Genomic DNA, 15,015 nt, shown 5'->3' on the forward strand with positions numbered 1-15,015 from the left:
GGGCGCCGCCGTTGAGTTGCCCATAGTTGGTCGTCGCGCCTGCGGTGTTGGTGAGCAGGCCGGATACCGTGCCGCCGATGTTGTTGAACGTCGCGGCATTGTTAACCGCGCCGGTGATGGTTCCGTAATTCCAAACGGTGCCGGTGCCGGAAATCGCCACCGTTCCGGCAATCACAGCGTTGTTGGTGAGTGTGCCGCCGGTCACCGTGGCGCCGCCGTTGAGCTGCCCGTCATTGGTCGTCGTGCCCGCGGTGTTGGTCAGCAGGCCGGATACCGTGCCGCCGACGTTGTTGTTGAACGTCGCCGCATTGTCGACCGCGCCGGTGATGGTCCCGTAATTATTGACGGCGCCGGTGCCGGAGATGTCGACGGTACCGACAATCAGGTTGCTATTGCTGAGTGTGCCGCCGGTTACCGTGGCGCCGCCGTTGAGCTGGCCGGCGTTGGACGCCGTGCCGGCGGTGTTGGTGAAAAGGCCCGATACCGTGCCGGTACTCTGGTTGACGAAGGTGCCGGCATTCGAAATCGTGCCAGTCCAGGTGCCCGCGTTGGCTAGCAAGCCGCTGTCGTTGGTCGCGTTTCCGATCCAGACGCCGCCATTATTGTTGTAAATGACGCCGCCAGCGCCGTTGCTGGCGATGTCGCCAGTCCACACACCGGTCGAGGTGTTGGTGATGGTGCCGGTGTTGGTATTGACCCTGGCGTTGTAGGCGCCGCTGTTGGTGACGGTGCCGGAGTTGTCGAGATCGTCATTGACGGTGCCGCCCTGCGCCACCGTGATGACGCCGCTGTTGGTAATACCGGTCGTGGCCGTCAGCGTGCTGGTGCCGTCGACGCCGATGGTGCCGGAATTGTTGATCGTGGTGGCGGTTGCGGTCGCGCCCGCCAGGTTCAGCGTTCCCGACGTCACGGTCCAGGCCTGGGTGGTGGCGCTCGAGGTGTTCGACAGCGTCCAGGTGCTGGATCCTGATTTGTTGAACTGCGCGAAATTCTGATATTGCGAGCCGAGTTGCGACAGGTTGAACGAACTGTCGGTGGTGCCGCCGAGCACTAGCGCGTTGGTGCCGCTGCCGACGACGTTGCCGCTGATGCTGGAGCCAGCCCGCAGCTCGAGGCTGTTGGTACCGCCCGTAAAGTAGATTGCGGTGCGGCCGGAAATGGCTCCCGCATTGATGATCGTCAGGTTTTGTCCGACGATGCCGTAACCCGCCGCTCCCGCCGCTCCGATATTGTAGAAACCGCCGCCATCACCGCCCAGCCCGCCGTATCCGCCGGAAATCGTACCGGAATTGCTGATGGTGACGCCGTTGGCGTTGGTGACGGTGATACCGTTGCCGCCATTGCCGCCGCCGCCGGCGTAGCCGCCATAAGAGCTGTTGTCGACCGCGATGCCGCCAGTGCCGCCGTTGCCGCCCTGCACCGTCACGCCGCTGTTCACCGTGAGCGCGACGCCGGTGTTGCTGCCGTTCACGATGATGCCGCTACCGCCGCCGCCACCACCGCCGCCGCCGCCAACGCTATAATAGTTGCTGAAGTGCATTGCTCCGCTGCCACCGGCGCCGCCGTCGCCGCCGGTCGCGTTGGCGCTGATGGTCGTCGCGCCGGAGGTACTGACCGTGGTGCCCGCGCCACCTGCGCCGCCGCCGCCGCCGCCGGCGCCGTCACTCCCGCCACCGCCACCGCCGCCGCTGTCGGACCCGCCGCCGCCGCCACCACTGCCGGACCCGCCGGTCCCGCCGCCACCACCGCCGCCGCCGGTTGACGTCCCATCGCCGGCAAGACCCGCGCCGCCGCCGCCACCCGGGGTGTTCCAGTTCGATGCGTTACCGCCGGTGCCGCCGTTTTGCCCGGTCGACTGGGCGTAGGAAGTAGCCGGTGCCGCCAGAATGATGATGGATGCGACGCTGGCCATCCAACCGAGCCGCGTCCGGTGGCAGGTCGGCTGAATTGCCGCCAATAGAGCCGGCGAACGCCGATCGAAAGATGTTCTGGCTGAAATGATACGCACCCTAGACCGCCTGATCCGTTCCCGGAGATGACCAGGCCTTCTGCCGGGCGACATCGCCTTTGCAATTGAACATTGCCGGCGACGGTATGAGTCGCCGGCCAATGGTCGGCAGCTAGCCATCAAGGGGGCGTCGGTGTCCTGAAAGGGGGGGCGGTTACTTTCTGAAGCTTTCTGATATTTGCGCTTCAGGTCGCTTCCGCAGCTGAAATTACCGGATACCGGTCTGGCCGAACGTCCATCTCCGCGACGACAGCGTGTCTCAATGTCCGGGAGCTCAAAACCGCCCTTGGCGACGATCGACCAAGTCCAGGGACAACGTCCTGCTGGCCGCCATGGAGATCATCGCCGCGCCGGTGGGACGAATCCAGCGAATCTGTGGTAGCTCGTTACAGGCAAGGAATATCAGGGGAATTGGATGCATCGTGCCTTTCGCAGGGTCGCTCGGGCGATTCTGGCCACCATCTCGATCATGGCTTTCGGCGCCGGCACGGCGCTCTCGCAAACCGCCAGCTATTCGCCACCCGCCTACAAGGAGCCCGTCACCCTATCCAGCGAGCATGGCGTGCTCGAAGTCACGCTCACTGCACAGCAAAGCGAGATCGCACTCGATACCGCAGCGGCCCCGGTCAGGGACGCTCTCCTGTTCGGCTATCGCCTGGTCCGCGGCAAGGCGTCAAACGGCGAGACCGCCGCAAAGGGCCTCTATCCGGCGCCGACGCTGCAGGTCTTCCCCGGCGAGCGGCTCGTCATCCATCTTGAGAACGCGCTGTCTGGACTCACGATCCGCGACTTCTACGACCCGCGATACACGCTGGCCGGCGGCGAGGTCCCGACTTATCCCGAGCAGCTCGAAGTCTCGCCGCTCAATCTCCACACCCATGGGCTGCATGTCAGCCCGAAGGGGAATGCCGACAACGTCCTCATCCACATGCCGGTCGGCACGTCGAGCACCTATGTGTACGACATCCCCACCAACCAGCCGCAAGGAGCCTATTGGTATCATCCGCATCTCCACACGCTGACGACGGCGCATGTATATGCAGGGCTCGCCGGCCTGCTCGCGATCGGACGGACTGACGGCAATCTGCCGGTCGTCACGCAAAAGGCGATCCCGATCCGCAACATGATGCTTCAATACAACTTCGTGTTTGATCGCCGGGGGCCGAAGCCGCAGCTCAACAATCCCAACTGGCCGCAATTCGTCAGCACGCTCACCCCGCCCGCTCCGGAAGCGCTCGCGAACGGGACCTATCGTCCGATCCTCGCGCCGGTGAATTTCACCGCCGCCGCGCCAGGCTCCCGCTTCGCAACCGTGTGGTATGCAGGCCCGCTCTCGATCCAGAATATGCGCGGGCGCTTCCAGTTCATTCCGAACAATCTCCAGACATTCACGGCCAGCAGCGGGCGAGCGGACGACGTGGCGGCCGATCCGACGCTTCCCGACCATCTCCGCGACGTCCAGTTCACGGTGAACGGCCAATTCCAGCCGACGCTGCGAAGCAAGCCGGGACAGACCGAGATCTGGGTCCTCGCGAATGTGAGCGACATGGCCTATATGAGCGTCCGTCTCACCGAGACGGCGACCGGGCACCATCCGAAGATCGCCATCGTGGGGCAAGACGGCAATCCCAGTCCGGCGGTCCGCTACCCAGTCGAAGAGAGCGGAACCCGCCTCGTCATACCGCCGGCATCGCGCTTCGCGATTGCGGTCACGATGCCGGATCGCGGTGACCTGATTCTGGAAATGCCGGAGCGGGGTGCCGGCGCGCGAGCAGAAAACGCGCCGGGCATCCTCTACACCAGCAACGGCACCGAGAACCCGCCTGCAGTGCTCGGCACATTGAGCGTGCTGCCGTCCGCGGTGAGTTATTACGACGGATTTTTTCTGTTCCCGACCCAGGTCCTGGCACGGGCCGTGACCGAAGGAGACAGAGGAGAGACCACGGCCTTCACCGAAGGCCAGCCGCTCGGCGCCTTCACGCCCTTCGAAGATCTCTCCGCAGTCACGCCAGACCTGACGCGGCATATTCTGATCAATGGCGGTTTTCTCAACGATCTCGCGAGCACGCGGGATCCCAAGACCTTCATCTATGCCTTCGACAGCGGCGCGTTTCCAAACGTCCCCCTGATTCAGCCCCGCCTGAATTCGATGGAAGAATGGGTGTTTCGCAACGAGAACAATGACGAGCATCCCATCCACGTGCATGTGAACGATTTCCAGATCACTGGCATCTCCGACCCCACCACGGGGCTGAAGGTCGGATCCGTGATGCAGGGCATCGACAATGCCAATGTGCCGGTCCCCAATCTCGGGCCGGAGGAGTCAGTGATCCAGCCCGGCATGCTGTCGATCAGGACTCGCTTCAAGGACTATGCCGGCCTGTTCGTCATGCACTGCCATCGCCTCAATCACGAGGACAACGGTCTCATGGCGCTGGTCAACGTCATCCCGGCCGTCTCGTCCTACGCGGTGGCGATTCCCGGCAGCCGCGGGCGTCCGGCCACGGTCAGGATTCTGGACGGCGACAGACTGCTCGCGACGGTCACGCCGTTTCCGGCATTCGAAGGCACTCTGAGCGTGGCGATGGGCGACGTCGACGACGATGGCGTCTACGATCTGGTCGTCGGCGCCGGCGCCGGCCACGCACCGGAGATCGCCGTGTTCTCGGGCGCGGCGAAAAATGGCGCCGCCCCCTTCGCGACGCAGCTCGCACGCTTCAACGCGTTTGGCGCCAGCGCTCGGAACGGCGTGAATGTCGCGGTCGCGAAGATCGACGGCGTTACCACCGGCGACAACATCATCGTCGGGTCTGGGCCCGGCGATAAGAGCGAGGTCAGGGTCTTCAGCTCCGCGCTGCCGGTCCTCGGCACCGCGCCGGCGGTGTTCTCGTCCTTCAACCCCTATCCGGGGGATCAATCCGGCGTGACCCTCAGCGCGGGATTCGTCGATTTCACCACCGGCCGTCAGAGCATCGTCACAGCGCCCGGACCAGGCGCTCCGTCCACCGTGAAGGTCTTCGCATTCCCGCTGCTTGAGCCGATCGGTCACGCCTCTGGCGATCATCACCATGGCTCCGCCGGCACCGGGCAGCCAGTGACAACGACGGAATTCTCACCGTTCGGCAGCTCCTATCGGGGTGGCGTCACGCTCGCCACCGGCTGGCTCGCCGGCACGCTCGGTGGCGCCGAGCGCATCGTCGTCGGCCAGCGTGACGGCGGCGTAGTCAAGATCTTCTCCAGCGGCTCGGCGCTCGATGGAGGGCCCTCGATGTATCTTCACAGCGCCGCTGCGCATCCTCATGCCGGCTTCACCGAGATGGCTTCCTTCATCCCGTTCGGCGACGGCACCCGCGGCTTGAGCGTTGCGACGACGAGCACGATCGAAGGGGCCGACCTCCTGGTCAGCCCGCTATCGTCCAGCAGCAATGCCACCATTCGCCGCTTCGCACTCCAGCGCCCCAGCAAAACCGCGACATCGCTGGCAGCCATCCTCAGAGCCGAGATCCCCGTGGAGGGGCCGGTCATTCTCGGTGGAGATTGAGGGGATGACCGTGCCCTCCGAAGGCAAAGGCACACGTTCGAATCGTGTCGGGCGCGCCATTGTGTCATGGCGCTGGACACCATTAAGACCTTTGCGCAGGGAAGGTCGGACTATCCGTTCAAACTTGTTGTAACCGCGGCGTGACCGTCAACCATCACCGGAGAGACATCATGGATCTCAACGGCCTCTGACGGAGGCCTCGCGTCGGTAAGGTCGTAAGCTTCGGCAAGCAATTGACATATGTCAAGGTCGTGGCCCCCTGATGCGTATCGCTTGGAGCTGCGAAGAGAGCGAACGCGCTGGCGTGAATCGTCTTTCCATCGAGCGAGGGAATATGCGGCGGGCATCCGCCTTGTTTGGCTTCTCCCTTTGCGCCGGATTGCTGGCCACGGTCACAGCTGCCGCCCAAACAGAGCGTCTGATATTCTTGTCGACCCAACTGCGGCCGATCGAGGAGGCGCAGAAGATGCGCAACCTGGTGCTCAAGGATTTTCCGCAGGAAGTCGACTATACCACCGACCTGCCGCAGCGGTTTCTGATGCGCGTAGAGGCAGAGAAACAGACTGGCCTGCACACGATAGATGTCGTCGGGGCGCTGCACGGAGAGCTGCAGCCGCTCGTTCCGCTTGACGCATTGGTCCCGCTCGATGACCTCGCCGAGAAGCTGACCAGCCGCGGCATCCCGACGAAGCTGCTCGCGCTCGGCAAATTCGGCACGACGCACCAGTTCTATATCCCATGGATGCAAGCCGGCTACATCATGATCGCCAACAAGCAGGCGCTGCCCTATTTGCCCGACGGAGCGGACATCAATGCGCTCAGCTACGACCAACTCGCGACGTGGGCCGCGACGATCCAACAGAAAACGGGGAAGCGTTTGCTCGGCTTCCCAGCAGGTCCACACGGGCTGATGCATCGCTTCTTCGAGGGTTTCCTTTATCCATCCCACACCGGCGGGGTCGTGGTTCCGTTCCGCTCAGAAGCCGCCGAAGCGATGTGGACGCAGTTCGCGTCGTTATGGAAGAGTGTCAATCCGAACTCCACCAGCTACAATTTCATGGGACCGCCCTTGCTTTCCGGTGACGTCTGGATTGCTTTCGACCACATTGCCCGTGTGCTCGATGCGCTGCGCCAGAGGCCGAACGAATTTGTCGCCTTCCCGGCCCCCGCCGGACCCAAGGGGCGCGGCTACATGCCTCTTCTGGTCGGCCTGGCAGCGATGAAGGACGCGCCCGACCTGGGCAAAGCGACGGCGCTCATCGATTATCTGACCCTACCCACAACGCAGATCGCGTTAGCTCGTACTGTCGGCTTCTTTCCGGTGGTGAGTGTGAAGTTGCCGCCGGATCTCGATCCCGGACTGAAGATGGGCGCCGCTGCTATTGCAGACACGCAATCTGCGAAGGACGCGCTGCCCACGCTGCCGCCGATGGGCTTCGGCCAGCGCGCTGCCGAGTTCGATGGGGCGTTCCGGGAGACGTTTCAGCAGATCGTTCTGCGCGGCCAGAAGCCGCGCACCGTGCTCGATCGCGAAGCAGAGACACTGCAGCGCCTGATCACCGAGACCGGCGCGCCATGCTGGCAGCCCGATCCCCCCAGCACCGGCGCGTGCGAGGTCCACTAGCGACAGGCTGGTCCTCATGCGGACTTCCTGCCTGACGAAACCAAGGGGCGGGCTTGCTCAACGGCCCCGACCAACTCATATACGCGCGTTTCAGTCGTCATTCCCTTCGCGGTGACCGAGGCGATGGGCTTGAATCGAAAACAACGCTCGACCCGGTTGCGCACGGCTTCGCTGACAAGCATCGTCGTCCCGTAGTTCTTGTTCAGCCCCTCAAGGCGGGCGGCGAGATTCACGCTGTTGCCGAGGACCGTATAGTTCATGCGCTCCGCCGAACCCACATTTCCTACCACGGCATCTCCGAAATGGATGCCAATTCGAACCACGAACGCGGGTAGCCCCTCGGCTGCAAATTGGACATTGAGCGCGTCGCTTGCCGCCTTGGCCGAAAGAGCCGCCCGACAAGCCCGCTCGGCATGATCGGGCTGCAAATGGGGAGCATTCCAAAATACCATCACCGAGTCCCCGATGAACTTGTCCACGGTTCCGCCCTCGGCATGAAACGCTTCCGTCAGCGAAGCGAAATGGCGCGAGGTCTGGCGCATCAGACTGTCGGGGTCGGCCGCTTCGGCAATGCCGGTAAAATTCGTGACATCGGTAAAGAGGATGGTGACCTCTCGTCTCGTTCCACCAAGTTCGGTGGAAATCGAACCATCAACGATGCCTCTAACGATATCCTTCGGGACAAAGCGAGCGAACGACGAGATGCTCCGCTGCGCGACGTCGATCGCCTTGCCTAGTTCATTGACCTCCGCGATATTCGATGTAACCGACGGATTGCGAGGTGCCGATAGCGTCTGGAGCTTGCTCGCCTGAGCGGTGATCCGTTTGAGCGACGTCGACATCCGGTTGCCAAAGATCCAGGCCGCGGGTACGAAGCAACCGCCGACGACCAGAGTGATAAGCAGCCCCCTGATCTGCAGCGCCCGCACGCTCTGCACAAAATCGTCTTCAGCCGCAATTAGCAAAGAGTAGCCGCTGAATTGGTCTCCTTGAGAAAATTTCTTCAAGTGAAAGAGGTAGTCTCGTCCGTCTTCGCCCCGCATGCTTCCTTCAAACCGCTGGCTGCCATCCCACTTCTGCATGACTGCAGCGACCAGCCCGGTACGAATTTCCGAGATTTCGGGGAGTCGGCGATCCGGGAGATTCGTCTTCGCTTCCTGCACAAGCCGAGCGAAGTCCGGGTGCGCGATGAGCACGCCGAAAGCGTCGAAGATGACGGCTGTTCCGTGCTCCCCGGGGCGCTGCCCATAGACTAGCTCGCTGAACTTATCAAGCTTGAGGTCGGCGGCAACGACGCCGCTGACATGCCCGTGCAAAGGCACGCTCAAGGTGATCATTGGCGTGCCAATGCTGAATGAAGCATATGGCGACGAAACGAGGGAGCTGGCCGCCTGTATCGTATCGCGATACCAGGGCCGCTTTCGTGGATCATAACCGTAGTTTGGCAGATCGACCAGGCCGATGATCTTGCCGCCCTGGTCTTCGAAGATCCGCCGCATCGGCAGTGCGCCGTCCGGGGTCGGCCGAACCTGATTGACGTTGTAGACAGCCCCCGGGGGTGCCCCTAGCTTTTCGCGCTCCACTTGACCTAGGACGTCGAGGCGACGGACTTGAAGCCAGCAGCCATTTTCGTATCCGACATAGAAGCTATCCGCCTGCGGCAACCTCTGCAGAGCCGCCTTGAAGAGGACGATCGCACTGTCTTCCTCGTTCCTGTCATCGCAGCTGGCGAGAGAGGGACTCGATGACAGCACGTCGACAACGGAACTCAGCCCCGACACGTCAGCCGCCAGGCGACTGAGCGTGTTCGCGCTGGCGGCGTCCATGGCAGCAGAAGCTGCTGCTCTTGCCACAGCATGAGAGGTCGCGAGCTCCGTGAACACCAGCGATGCAGTCAGGGCTGCAATGAAGGCGATCACCGCCGCTGTTATCGCTATCCTGAATGTGAGCATCTCGATGCGTCCACTCGCTCCAGGGCTGATGACCAGAAGAGGTCATGGTCAGTCAGATCGCCGACAATCGTCAAATCGATGTCGTTGTCGCGAAGCATTGGGCATATCGCCCAGGACAGAGCCCTCCCAGGCCAGTCCACAAGCATCGGCGCCTTGGACGGCCCATGGCGCCCGGTCGAGCGCGTCCCTGCAATCACCGTCTCAGTGATCTCGGGATGCTCAGTGCTTGCCGCTGCCGCCACCTTCCTGCAACTTCGCCTGCACCTGATCGAGCGAGAAACTGCCTGGCTTCTGCCGGGGCGGGTTCTCGACATAGGTTTGGAGATGCTGGCCCACTATGTCCTGCGCCGGAACGAGTACAAAGGCGCGCTCGACGCGCCACTTGCCGTATTCGCCAGCCTCGAACTGGGCTCGTTCGAACGGATCGGCTCGCAAATCTATCAGCTTGGGAAGCCGGAGCGGAACGAGCGGGTCCTGCCACACATCGAGACCCTTCGCGCGCTGCTCCAAGAACAGAATTTTCCAGCGGTCATAGCGCAGAGCAGCCAAATTGCCATCATCAGTCCAGTAGAAATATTCCTTGCGCTTGCTTGGACTAGTGCCTGCCAGCAAACCGCGCTGATCGTAGCCGTCAAGGTGGACCTTGAAGGTCTTTGGTCCCGCTTGATAGCCGGCGAGCAGCTTCTCGGTGGCGTTCGGCTCGCCAGCGGCCGCGACCAGCGTCGGCACCCAATCCTCATGCGAGAATATCTCGTTGATCTCGGTGCCGGCCTTTACCACGCCCGGCCAGCGGATCATGCCGGGGACACGATAGCCGCCCTCCCAACTCGCGTTCTTTTCGCCGTGGAACGGCGTCGTGCCACCATCGGGCCAGGAGAACTCTTCGGCGCCGTTATCGGTCGTGTAGATGACGATGGTGTTATCGGCAATCCCGAGGTCGTCGAGTTGCTTGAGCAGTTGGCCGACCATGCCATCGTGCTCGACCATGCCGTCAGCTTCCGATCCAAGACCGGTCTTTCCTTGTGAGGATGCCTTGAGGTGGGTGTAGATGTGCATGCGGGTCGCGTTGAACCAGCAGAAGAACGGCTTATTGGCGCGGCTATTCTTGTCAATGAAGGCCATCGCAGCACCGAGGAATTCCTCGTCCACCGTCTCCATGCGCTTCTTGGTCAGATGGCCGGTGTCCTCGATCTTCTGCCTGCCGACTCGGCCGAACCGCGGGTCCTCGGTCGGATCGTCGGCGTCCGTCGCGAACGTGCGCAGAACGCCGCGCGGGCCGTACCTGTTGAAGAAATTGGGATACTCGGAGGCTTTCGGGTAGTCCGGGTTCTCCGGCTCTTCCTCGGCGTTGAGGTGATAAAGATTGCCGAAGAATTCGTCGAAGCCGTGCACTGTGGGCAGAAATTCATTTCGATCACCGAGGTGGTTCTTGCCGAACTGACCCGTGGCGTAACCCATCGGTTTGAGCAGGTCGGCGAGTGTCGGGTCCTTTTCTGAAAGCCCCTCCTTTGCGCCGGGAAGGCCGACCTTGAGCAGGCCGGTGCGGAAGCAACTCTGTCCGGTGATAAAGGCGGCGCGACCCGCCGTGCAGGATTGTTGGGCGTAGAGATCGGTGAAGATCGCGCCTTCCCTGGCGATACGGTCGATGTTGGGCGTGCGATAACCCATCATGCCGCGGTTGTAGGCGCTGATATTCCAGTAGCCGATGTCGTCGCCGAAGATGACGAGGATGTTCGGTGTTCGGCTCGATGGTGTGGCTGGCGCTTGAGTTGTAGGTGCAGCCTTCTGCGACTGGGCCAGTGCGTTGGAGGAGAGCGTCGAAACAGCGACCAGCGCCGTTCCGCTGAGAAGTAGGCTACGGCGGTCGGGCGAGCCTCGCTTTGACTTGGACGTCATTATCCGACTCCCTTTTTCTGACTACGCACCTGAATCCGACGTGATTTGTTGAGGTATCGACGGGTTCCGCGTGGCGCGCCGCGGGGCGGTAGCGGCGGCAATAATTCGGGGCGCAAAGATGCGAGCCGCCCTTCAAGACTTTGCGCGGGATAAGGATGTTGGGTTGACATGGATCAAAGCTGTTGGCCTCGGAACCACCGCGCGGGTCTTGCGGAATGCAGCACAGCTTCACCGCATCGGCCTCGTGCTTGGTGGACCACCAGTCCGTGGTCCACTCCCAGACATTGCCAATCATGTCGTAGAGGCCGTAGCCGTTCGGCGGAAACGCTTTGACCGGCGATGTGCCCGCGTAACCGTCGCTCTTGAGATTTTCGTACGGGAAGGCGCCTTGCCAGGTATTCGCCATCGGCTTACCGCTGGGCATGAACTCGTCACCCCAGGCGAACTCGGCGTCGTCGAGTCCGCCGCGCGCGGCCAATTCCCATTCGGATTCGGTCGGCAAATCCTTGCCGACCCATCTCGCATAAGCCTCGGCATCGCGATAGGCGATATGGACAACGGGATGATCATCAAGGCCGCTGATCGAGCTGCGCGGGCCATACGGTCTGCGCCAATTGGCGCCAAATTTGAAATTCCACCATTGCGACCAGTCGCGCAAATCGACCGGATGCTTCGGAGGCGTGAAGACCAGCGAACCGGCCTTGAGCATATGCGGCAGCGCGCCCGGATAATCCTTCGCATCGGGCGGCGTCTCCGCGAACGTCACATAACCCGTTGCATTGACGAACTTGCGGAAGTCGCGATTGGTGACCGGCGTGCGATCGATCCAGAAGCCGCTCACGGTGACACGATGGGCCGGCGCCTCTTCGGGATAGTGCTTATTGGAGCCCATGCGGAACGTGCCACCCGGAATCCAGATCATGCCCGGATCGCGAGGCTCATCTGACGAGGGTACGTCTGCCGCAGCGCCAACATCGCCCATAGGCTACTCGCAGCGAACAAGTTTCGCGAATTGCTCAAACGACAGCCCCGCGCTCCCCCGGCGATCTCTCGCGGAGGCAGTTCTGTCACGGCCGGTGCGGCAGGCGACGGCGGTTCAAGGTCGAAGAACTGCCGGTACCAAATAGCCGACGACAGCAACACAACCTATCCTATCAGCGCAAGGCCAGACAGTGCCATTGTCGCGGAATGCCGCCTCGAAGCGTTCGAGACCTTGATTTCGTAGCCAATTGCCGAGGTCCATAACGGCGACCCAACTGCTTGTGTCCGCGTCGGCTATTGCTGACACGATATTACCGGTGGATCATCACGTTCGACTATGCGAAATCGGCAATCTGCTTCCCGCCTCAGAGTTTCGGAGCGCAATCCAACGTGCTCGAGATCAAAGACTGTGCCGGACACTTAAATCAGGAGCCGCTGCCTCGCTGATGCCGCCGCTCTACCAATCACGCCGGCGGGTCATCGCCATGATGTGATCATGTCGAGGTTCGAGGAGTTCCTGGAAGCAAATCCCGACAGGCCCCTCTACCTCACCGAAATTTGCGCAGGCATTGGTGTCGCCGAGCGGACGCTGCGTGGCGCCTGTGAAGAGCATCTCGGGATGGCGCCGATCCGCTATCTCACCTTGCGCCGAATGCATCTCGTCCGACGAGCCCTCCAGTGGGCGGACGCCGGCAAGACGAATGTCACTCGTATCGTCACCAACCACGGCTTCTGGCAGCTGGGACGCTTTTCCGTGGCCTACCGCAGACTGTTCGGAGAATCCCCGTCGGAGACTTTACGGCGTCCGGCCGAGCAATCGAAGGTTGAACTGGGACGCCCCTCGCGGCTCCGGACCTACGAAAGGTCGGCTCGACCAAATTAGACGCGAGGCTGTCGGCTAGACCTTCCGTCCAAGTGCCCTCCTGTTTGCCGAAACTGCGTAGGCTGATCCGAAGAATCGCGCACCATCTTGGTCGGCTATCTTGATTGGTCCCGGCGGGCGTTCAAGCGGACGCCCGCCACGATCCTTGCCTGTTACTGTCCTTCGTGAGTCTTCATCGCCGCATCGATCTTCTCCTTCACCGCGGAGAGGTTGAAGGAAGCAGGAGCCTGCATCGGTGGAAACTCGATGGCGGTTCGTGCCAGCTCGGCCACCTTCTCCTGCACCTGCACGAAGCGCCAGAACTCGCGTGCCATGAAGTCATTCATGTAGCCACCGCCTAGATTGTTCATCGTCTCACCGCGGATCGAGGGCGTCCGCTCGAAGGGGTCCTGGCGCAGGTTGACGATCGTCGGGATATCAGTTGTCACCTTTTCTCCGGGCCAACCATTAGGCTGCTGCATGAACAGGAACTTGAAATCGTCCATGCGGATAGCGCCGAGGTTTGCCTCGGCGAAGTAATAGACTTCGTGGCGCTTCGAGGGGCCAGCTCCAGTCAACAGGTCGAGCTGGTTGTAGCCGTCAAGATGGTTCTTGTAGGTCCGGTCGCCGAGCTGCACGCCGCGTAGAAGCTGCTCGGTGATGTTCGGATTTCCTGCTGCCGCGGCAAACGTCGGCAGCCAGTCCTGCCCGGAAAAGATGCCGTTCTCGACCACGCCCGGCCTGATCTTGCCCGGCCACCGAATGACGCAGGGTACGCGGAACCCCCCCTCATAGATCGTGCCTTTGGTGGCGCGGAACGGCGTCATGCCGCCATCAGGCCAGGTAAAGACCTCCGCGCCGTTGTCGGTCGTGAAGACGACGATGGTATTGTCGGCAATGCCAAGGTCGTCGAGGTGCTTGAGCAGGTCGCCGATATCGTCGTCCATCTGCGACATGCCAGCCTCCTCCAGGCCGTAGCCGCTTTGTGGGGTCATCTTCGCCTGCTGCTTTTGCGATAGATAGGTGAAGATGTGCATCCGCGTCGTGTTGTGCCAAATGAAGAACGGCTTTCCGGCCTGCTTCGCCTGATCCATGAAGCGCTTGCTGTTCTCGACTAGCACGGCGTCGAAGGTCTCCATGTTGTACTTGGCTGGCCGGCCCTTCTGCCAGTACTGGTGATCTGCGCCCATTTCGGGGAACGGAGCGAGCGGCCCTTCGTCGACGATGCGTTGTTTGCCGATTTTTCCCCAACGCGCCATGACGGTGGGATCCTCGGTGTCGGTCGCGTAGGAATGCACGATGTTGCGCGGGCCGTATTTGTCGATCCAGTCCTGCGGGTAATCGAACCAGTAAGGGTCCGACATCGCGTCGAGATGGTACAGGTAACCGAAAAATTCGTCGAACCCGTGTAGCGTCGGCAGGTACTTGTTTAGATCCCCCAAGTGGTTCTTGCCGAACTGCCCAGTGGCGTAACCCTGCGACTTCAACACAGTCGCGACGGTAACGGCTTGTTCCGGAATGCCTACATCCGCTCCGGCTTGTCCAACAGTTGTCAGGCCGGTGCGCAGAGGGATTTGTCCAGTGATGAAGTTCGCGCGCCCCGCGGTGCAGCTGGCCTCCGCATAGTAGTCGGTAAACCGCATACCTTCGTTGGCAATTCGGTCGAGGTTCGGCGTTTTACCGGCCATGATTCCCTGGTGATAAGCGCCGATGTTGAACCATCCGACATCATCACCCATGATGAAGAGAATGTTCGGCTTCTGCGGCGCTGTCGCCGCCTGCTGCGCGACAGCCTTTTGCACCGTTGCACCGGTGCCCAGTGCAGATGCAGCGGCGAACGCCGTGCTGGCAAGCAGTATATTGCGGCGATTGAGCGCACCCTTACCTAAGTTCGAGCTGTCTCCGTCAACGGCATTGGACATTTCTCGCTCCTGCTATGGTGGCACTTCAGCCCGACATGGCTTGTCGAGGCATCGATCGGCGTCGTTCCTATTGCATTGCTCTGGTTTGCCCGCCATGCTTGGATATCGGCCTCTCTTGCAAGTTGCATTGTCGCGTTTGTGAAATGAGACCTCGACCGGCTTTGACCATTTCACGTTGCGCGCAACCGCTTGTCGCAAAGTTCGTCGACCCTGAATTTTCATTCGCGAC

Annotated in this window: 8 protein-coding genes; 3 read left to right on the forward strand and 5 right to left on the reverse strand. The window is 61.7% G+C overall.

Going from position 1 to position 15,015, the window contains the following annotated elements; genetic code table 11:
• Positions 1 to 1,912, reverse strand: a 1,912-nt coding sequence (locus SO156_RS34200) for a beta strand repeat-containing protein (protein WP_498537843.1), incomplete at its 3' end; no start/stop codon positions are given.
• A 511-nt stretch (positions 1,913 to 2,423) separates the two neighbouring features.
• Here SO156_RS34200 and SO156_RS34205 point away from each other — a divergent pair.
• Both SO156_RS34205 and SO156_RS34210 read left to right on the forward strand, forming a co-directional pair.
• A complete protein-coding gene (locus tag SO156_RS34205) occupies positions 2,424 to 5,549 on the forward strand; it encodes a multicopper oxidase family protein (protein ID WP_498537844.1) in 3,126 nt (1,041 codons plus the stop codon).
• A 334-nt stretch (positions 5,550 to 5,883) separates the two neighbouring features.
• Positions 5,884 to 7,173: an ABC transporter substrate-binding protein gene (locus tag SO156_RS34210; RefSeq protein ID WP_498537861.1), complete on the forward strand. Its 1,290-nt coding sequence runs from the start codon at positions 5,884 to 5,886 to the stop codon at positions 7,171 to 7,173.
• A 14-nt stretch (positions 7,174 to 7,187) separates the two neighbouring features.
• On the opposite strand, the gene SO156_RS34215 is transcribed toward SO156_RS34210, so the two are convergent.
• The 3 genes from SO156_RS34215 to SO156_RS34225 form a co-directional block, all read right to left on the reverse strand.
• A complete protein-coding gene (locus SO156_RS34215) occupies positions 7,188 to 9,125 on the reverse strand; it encodes an adenylate/guanylate cyclase domain-containing protein (RefSeq protein ID WP_498537845.1) in 1,938 nt (645 codons plus the stop codon).
• Positions 9,126 to 9,344: 219 nt separating this feature from the next.
• Positions 9,345 to 11,021 carry an arylsulfatase gene (locus SO156_RS34220; protein ID WP_498537846.1) on the reverse strand — a complete coding sequence of 559 codons (1,677 nt, stop codon included), beginning with the start codon at positions 11,019 to 11,021 and terminating at the stop codon, positions 9,345 to 9,347.
• The gene (locus SO156_RS34225; RefSeq protein WP_498537847.1) at positions 10,981 to 12,003 is read right to left on the reverse strand and encodes a formylglycine-generating enzyme family protein; all 1,023 of its coding nucleotides are present in this window, start codon (positions 12,001 to 12,003) and stop codon (positions 10,981 to 10,983) included. Before SO156_RS34225 ends, SO156_RS34220 begins: the two co-directional genes overlap by 41 nt.
• 495 nt (positions 12,004 to 12,498) lie before the next feature.
• On the opposite strand from SO156_RS34225, the gene SO156_RS34230 reads away from it, so the two are divergent.
• The gene (locus SO156_RS34230) at positions 12,499 to 12,885 is read left to right on the forward strand and encodes a helix-turn-helix transcriptional regulator (protein ID WP_498537848.1); all 387 of its coding nucleotides are present in this window, start codon (positions 12,499 to 12,501) and stop codon (positions 12,883 to 12,885) included.
• Between the two features lie 152 nt (positions 12,886 to 13,037).
• Here the strand turns inward: SO156_RS34230 and SO156_RS34235 are convergent, their stop codons facing one another.
• A complete protein-coding gene (locus SO156_RS34235; protein ID WP_498537849.1) occupies positions 13,038 to 14,786 on the reverse strand; it encodes an arylsulfatase in 1,749 nt (582 codons plus the stop codon).
• Positions 14,787 to 15,015: the final 229 nt, after the last annotated feature.

Source organism: Bradyrhizobium sp. UFLA05-125 (assembly GCF_059803515.1).

Bases quoted from the DNA above. Each gene is read 5' to 3' on its own strand.
- SO156_RS34205 (WP_498537844.1), top strand. From the start codon at position 2,424: ATGCATCGTGCCTTTCGCAGGGTCGCTCGGGCGATTCTGGCCACCATC.
- SO156_RS34210 (WP_498537861.1), top strand. From the start codon at position 5,884: ATGCGGCGGGCATCCGCCTTGTTTGGCTTCTCCCTTTGCGCCGGATTG.
- SO156_RS34215 (WP_498537845.1), bottom strand. From the start codon at position 9,125: ATGCTCACATTCAGGATAGCGATAACAGCGGCGGTGATCGCCTTCATT.
- SO156_RS34220 (WP_498537846.1), bottom strand. From the start codon at position 11,021: ATGACGTCCAAGTCAAAGCGAGGCTCGCCCGACCGCCGTAGCCTACTT.
- SO156_RS34225 (WP_498537847.1), bottom strand. From the start codon at position 12,003: ATGGGCGATGTTGGCGCTGCGGCAGACGTACCCTCGTCAGATGAGCCT.
- SO156_RS34230 (WP_498537848.1), top strand. From the start codon at position 12,499: ATGTCGAGGTTCGAGGAGTTCCTGGAAGCAAATCCCGACAGGCCCCTC.
- SO156_RS34235 (WP_498537849.1), bottom strand. From the start codon at position 14,786: ATGTCCAATGCCGTTGACGGAGACAGCTCGAACTTAGGTAAGGGTGCG.